General features: G+C 49.1%; 2 protein-coding genes. One reads left to right on the top strand and one right to left on the bottom strand.

Annotated features, from left to right (window positions below):
- Nucleotides 1–696 precede the first annotated feature (696 nt).
- A complete protein-coding gene (gene pyrC, locus O9332_RS01420) occupies nt 697–1,731 on the top strand; it encodes a dihydroorotase (protein WP_288023345.1) in 1,035 nt (344 codons plus the stop codon).
- Nucleotides 1,732–1,774: 43 nt separating this feature from the next.
- Here the strand turns inward: pyrC and O9332_RS01415 are convergent, their stop codons facing one another.
- Nucleotides 1,775–4,507 (bottom strand): cation-transporting P-type ATPase, encoded by a 2,733-nt coding sequence (locus tag O9332_RS01415; RefSeq protein WP_288023347.1) that lies wholly within the window; start codon nt 4,505–4,507, stop codon nt 1,775–1,777.
- Nucleotides 4,508–4,660 lie beyond the last annotated feature (153 nt).

The following is a 4,660-nucleotide window of genomic DNA, read 5'->3' as shown; positions in this document are numbered from 1 at the left end:
AAACCCTTATATAGAAAGACATTTGGCGATTTTTGTCAATTGTTTTCGATCTAGAACGAGCTAATCAATTAAGTCTCTTGCCAGATAAGGATTTAGTCGATTTATGCCCCCCTATCGAACCATAACAAGTAACGAAGAGCCCTCATATTTTTTCAGTGAAATTGAATTGGTTCTTCGGTTTGTGTTATGCAATGGAGGGGGTTTATAAGGGATGAAACCCTTATATAGAAAGACATTTGGCGATTTTTGTCAATTGTTTTCGATCTAGAACGAGCTAATCAATTAAGTCTCTTGCCGGATAAGGATTTAGTCGATTTATGCCCCCTGATCGAATCATACCAAGTAACGAAGAGCCATTGAATTAGCAACGATAGATATACGCTTCAGCCGTCGAACTACTTATTAATTAGTACACAGGCTAAAAGCAAGCTGTGACTGGGTTATAATTTTTGGAGATGTCTAAAGCACGACGTTTTTAAAAATTTTCAGCTATGTATTTCCGAGAAATCGACTAAAAACGTTGCCAGATAAGGATTTGAGAGAATGACATAAGAGAGAATGAAACGACCCAAGGGGCAAGGGGAGGTGTTGCCCCTTGCCTGTTGCCTCTTGCCTCATCTCAACAAGCAATTTAAATACGCGGGCAGCTTATTGTGTTGGGTGAGGTGGGAACCCTAACCGTTGTATGATTGAACAATGCGAAGACTCACAATGACTCGACCCGACGACTGGCACCTTCATCTCCGCGATGGTGCGGCAATGAAAGCGGTTCTACCCCATACGGTGCGTCAGTTTGCCCGTGCCATTATCATGCCGAATTTAAAGCCCCCAGTGCGCTCAGTGGCTGATGCTGCCTCCTATCGCGAGCGCATTCTGGCAGCAGTTCCAGAGGGTCAACAGTTCGAGCCACTGATGACCCTATATCTCACCGATAATACCAGTCCCGAAGAAATCGTGGCGGCGAAAGCCTCCCAGTTTGTCAAAGCGGTGAAATACTACCCGGCCGGTGCGACAACTAATTCCGACTTGGGGGTGACGGACCTTCGTAGGTGCGATGGCGTTTTGGCAGCGATGGAGCAGGTAGATATGCCGCTACTACTGCACGGAGAAGTCACCGATGGTGATATTGATGTGTTCGATCGAGAGAAAGTGTTCATTGAGAAGCACTTAATCCCACTGATAACAAGATTTCCGAAACTGCGGGTCGTCTTTGAACACATTACCACTGCCGATGCGGTCAAGTTTGTTCTATCTGCTAACAACAATGTCGCCGCCACAATTACGCCCCAACATTTATTATTTAGCCGAAACATTCTCTTTACCGGTGGCATTCGTCCCCATTTTTATTGCCTGCCGATTTTGAAACGAGAGGATCATCGTTTGGCGCTTTTGCAAGCGGCCACATCGGGCAACCCCAAGTTTTTTCTAGGGACCGATAGCGCGCCCCATTCTCGCTACAGCAAAGAAAGTTCCTGTGGCTGCGCGGGTTGTTATTCGGCTCTGCACGCCCTAGAGTTGTACGCAGAAGCTTTTGAGAGTGTCGATGCAATTGAGCAACTGGAAGGGTTTGCCAGCTTTCACGGTCCAGATTTTTATCAACTCCCCCGAAATACCGAACAAATCACCTTAACCAAAACCCCTTGGCGCATTCCCGATGAATTGCCATTTCCCGAATCCGGACTGGTGCCGTTACGAGCGGGTGAAGAGATAACCTGGCAATTAGGGGAATAAAAACCGCCAGTCTTGGTAGTTGCGGTCAAGAATTGACGATTAGTTATTTTCCATGACAATGAGGAGGATCGATAACATTGGCAAAAATTGCCCAAAGTACCATGAGCGGCATCGGCAACAAACAGATTAGCCATTGATGACCGGTTAGGGTCGCCGTTGCAAACAGACTGTTCATCACCCCCCATTGGCTAAACAAAATTTGTAGGGCAACAGCAGCCACAATCCCCAAAATTAGGATCGGTGCATTAGTAATCGAGGTTGACTGACGACGCAGGTAGTCCACTAGGCTCATCCCTAATTGACTGATACTGAGCAGATAGATAACCCGTGCTGCCACAAGGGATTGAATTGCCATTGTGCGGGCAACGGCAATATCTCCTGTGGTCGATTTAGCCCACTCAAACATACCAAAAATCAGAATCCAGTTAAACAATGAAACAGCCAAAATTCGGCGCAATAGTTTTTTGGTGATCAAAGGTTCATTGGGATTGCGTGGTGGTGACTGCATAATGCTGGGGGATTTTGCTTCAAAGGCCAGGGGAACAGTCATCGTGACCGAGTTGATCATGTTCAACCAGAGTACTTGTAGGGAGAGGATCGGTAAATCTCGTGCCAGTAAAGTACTGATCAGAATCGTCATCGATTCGCCACCATTGACAGGTAAGAGAAAGGAGATTGCTTTGCGTAAGTTTTGATAAACGGTGCGTCCTTCTTCGACAGCGGCCTTGATCGAGGCAAAGTTATCATCAGTGAGGAGCATATCAGCAGATTCCCGGGCGACTTCCGTTCCTCCTTTCCCCATGGCAATGCCGATATCGGCCTGCTTGAGAGCCGGCGCATCATTAACACCATCGCCCGTCATCGCCACGATTTCTCCTTGGGACTGGAGTACTTCCACCAGTTGCAGTTTTTGGGTAGGGGCAACCCTGGCAAATACCGATCCATCGACCACCGCTTGGGCCAGTTGATGATTATCCATTTGCGCTAATTGTTTTCCCTCAAATGCTAAGACTTGTGCTGCCGTTTTAATGCCCATCCGTTCCGCGATCGCCCGCGCCGTGACAAGATGATCACCAGTAATCATCTTGACGCGAATCCCAGCAGTTTGACAGGCATGAACAGCAGCGATCGCCTCTGGACGAGGCGGGTCAATCATGCCCTGTAATCCTAGAAACACCAAGCCTGTTTCGATATCCTCATGGTCGATAGAATGCTGATGGGTCGCGGCTGCTTTTTTGGCGAAGGCAAGCACCCGTAAACCCTGCTCTGCCATCGTTTCTACCGCTTGCTCGATCTGTTGGGCGTTCAGCGCGGTCATCTGACCATAGCGATCGATCATCTGGGAACAACGACGCATTAGCGACTCAACCGATCCCTTGACATAGATCAGGCGAGGTATGCCATCATGCAGGGTTGCCATGTATTGGTACTCAGATTCAAAGGGAATTGCATCTAATCGTGGGGTTAAAGACAATAGCCCCAATTGACTGAGACCTGCTTTGGCGGCGGCCGCAATCAGCGCCCCTTCCGTAGGATCCCCCACCACTGACCAATCTTCTCCCGTTTGTTTTAGCCCGGAGTCATTACAAAGCAAACCAGCTACCAGACAATCCCCTAGGGCCGGGGGTAATTCCTCTGCAAACGGGCTGCCAGGGTTGCCATCGGTGATCAGACTAATTTCGCCCTTGGGACTATAGCCACCACCACTAACGGCGTAATATTGCCCTTCAGTATAAATGGACTGTACAGTCATTTGATTTTCGGTCAGGGTTCCGGTTTTGTCGGAACAAATGACGGTCGCACTCCCCAATGCTTCCACTGCGGGCAGTTTACGAATAATCGCATGACGACGGGCCATGCGGTTGACCCCAATGGCCAAGGTAATCGTTACCACTGCCGGCAGCCCTTCTGGAATCGCACTCACTGCGAGGGCAACGGCAGCTTCAAACATATCGATCCAAGATTTCCCCCGTCCTAACCCGATGGCAAAGGTCAAGGTTGCTAGGGTCAAAATTGCGTAGAGTAGGGTGCGGCTAAATTGGGCAAATTTACGGGTCAGGGGTGTGCTAAGGCTGACTCGGCTTTCCATCGACTGGGAAATCTGCCCCACTTCGGTGGCATTGGCCGTAGAGACAACAATCCCTTTGCCCTGTCCAAAGGTAACGAAACTCCCTGCGTAGGCCATGTTTGTCCTTTCTGCTAGGGGCGTATCCCCGGGTAAGGGTTCGATCGCTTTTGACCCGGGCAAGGATTCCCCGGTCAAGGCAGACTCATCCACCTGCAAATTGCGGACTTTCAGCAGCCTCAAGTCCGCCGGCACTTTATCCCCCGATGCCAATAAAACGATATCTCCTGGCACCAAATCCTGAGATGGAATCCGCAGGGTTTGTCCCTCTCGCAACACCGTCGCTTCTGTGGTTACGGCTTTGGCCAAGGAAGCGATCGCACCTTCCGCCTTAGCTTCCTGCACATAGCCAATAATGGCATTGATCAGAGTAACTCCCCAAATCACCGAGGCATTCGTCCAAGACCCTAAAAATGCCTTAATAGTACCCGCAAGCAAGAGAATATAGAGTAGCGGCTGATGAAATTGCCCCAAAAATCTCAACCAAGCTGGTTTCCCAGGCTTAAATCGCAGTTCATTCGGGCCATATTTTTCGTAGCGACTGGCCACTTCTTCTGCTGATAAGCCCGCTGACCCATCGCTGGTCAAGTATTCAATCACCTCTGGTTGAGAAAGTTGATGATACAACGGCAACGATAATTGAACTGGCATCATGCTCGACCATATTTAGGGTTTGCTGAAAAAGTTTTTCCTAGGGGCAGGGTGTAGGGTGTGGGGTGTGGGGTGTGGGGTTTTACCGATTTTGAGGGGGTCAATTACCTAATTTTCAGGGAAAAAGTCCCTGAATTTCCCCCTGATCACTCC

The organism is Microcystis sp. LE19-10.1B (genome assembly GCF_027530565.1).
Lineage (GTDB): Bacteria > Cyanobacteriota > Cyanobacteriia > Cyanobacteriales > Microcystaceae > Microcystis > Microcystis aeruginosa.
Note: the sequence above shows the minus strand (reverse complement) of the source record. Positions and strands in the feature narration are given on the sequence as shown.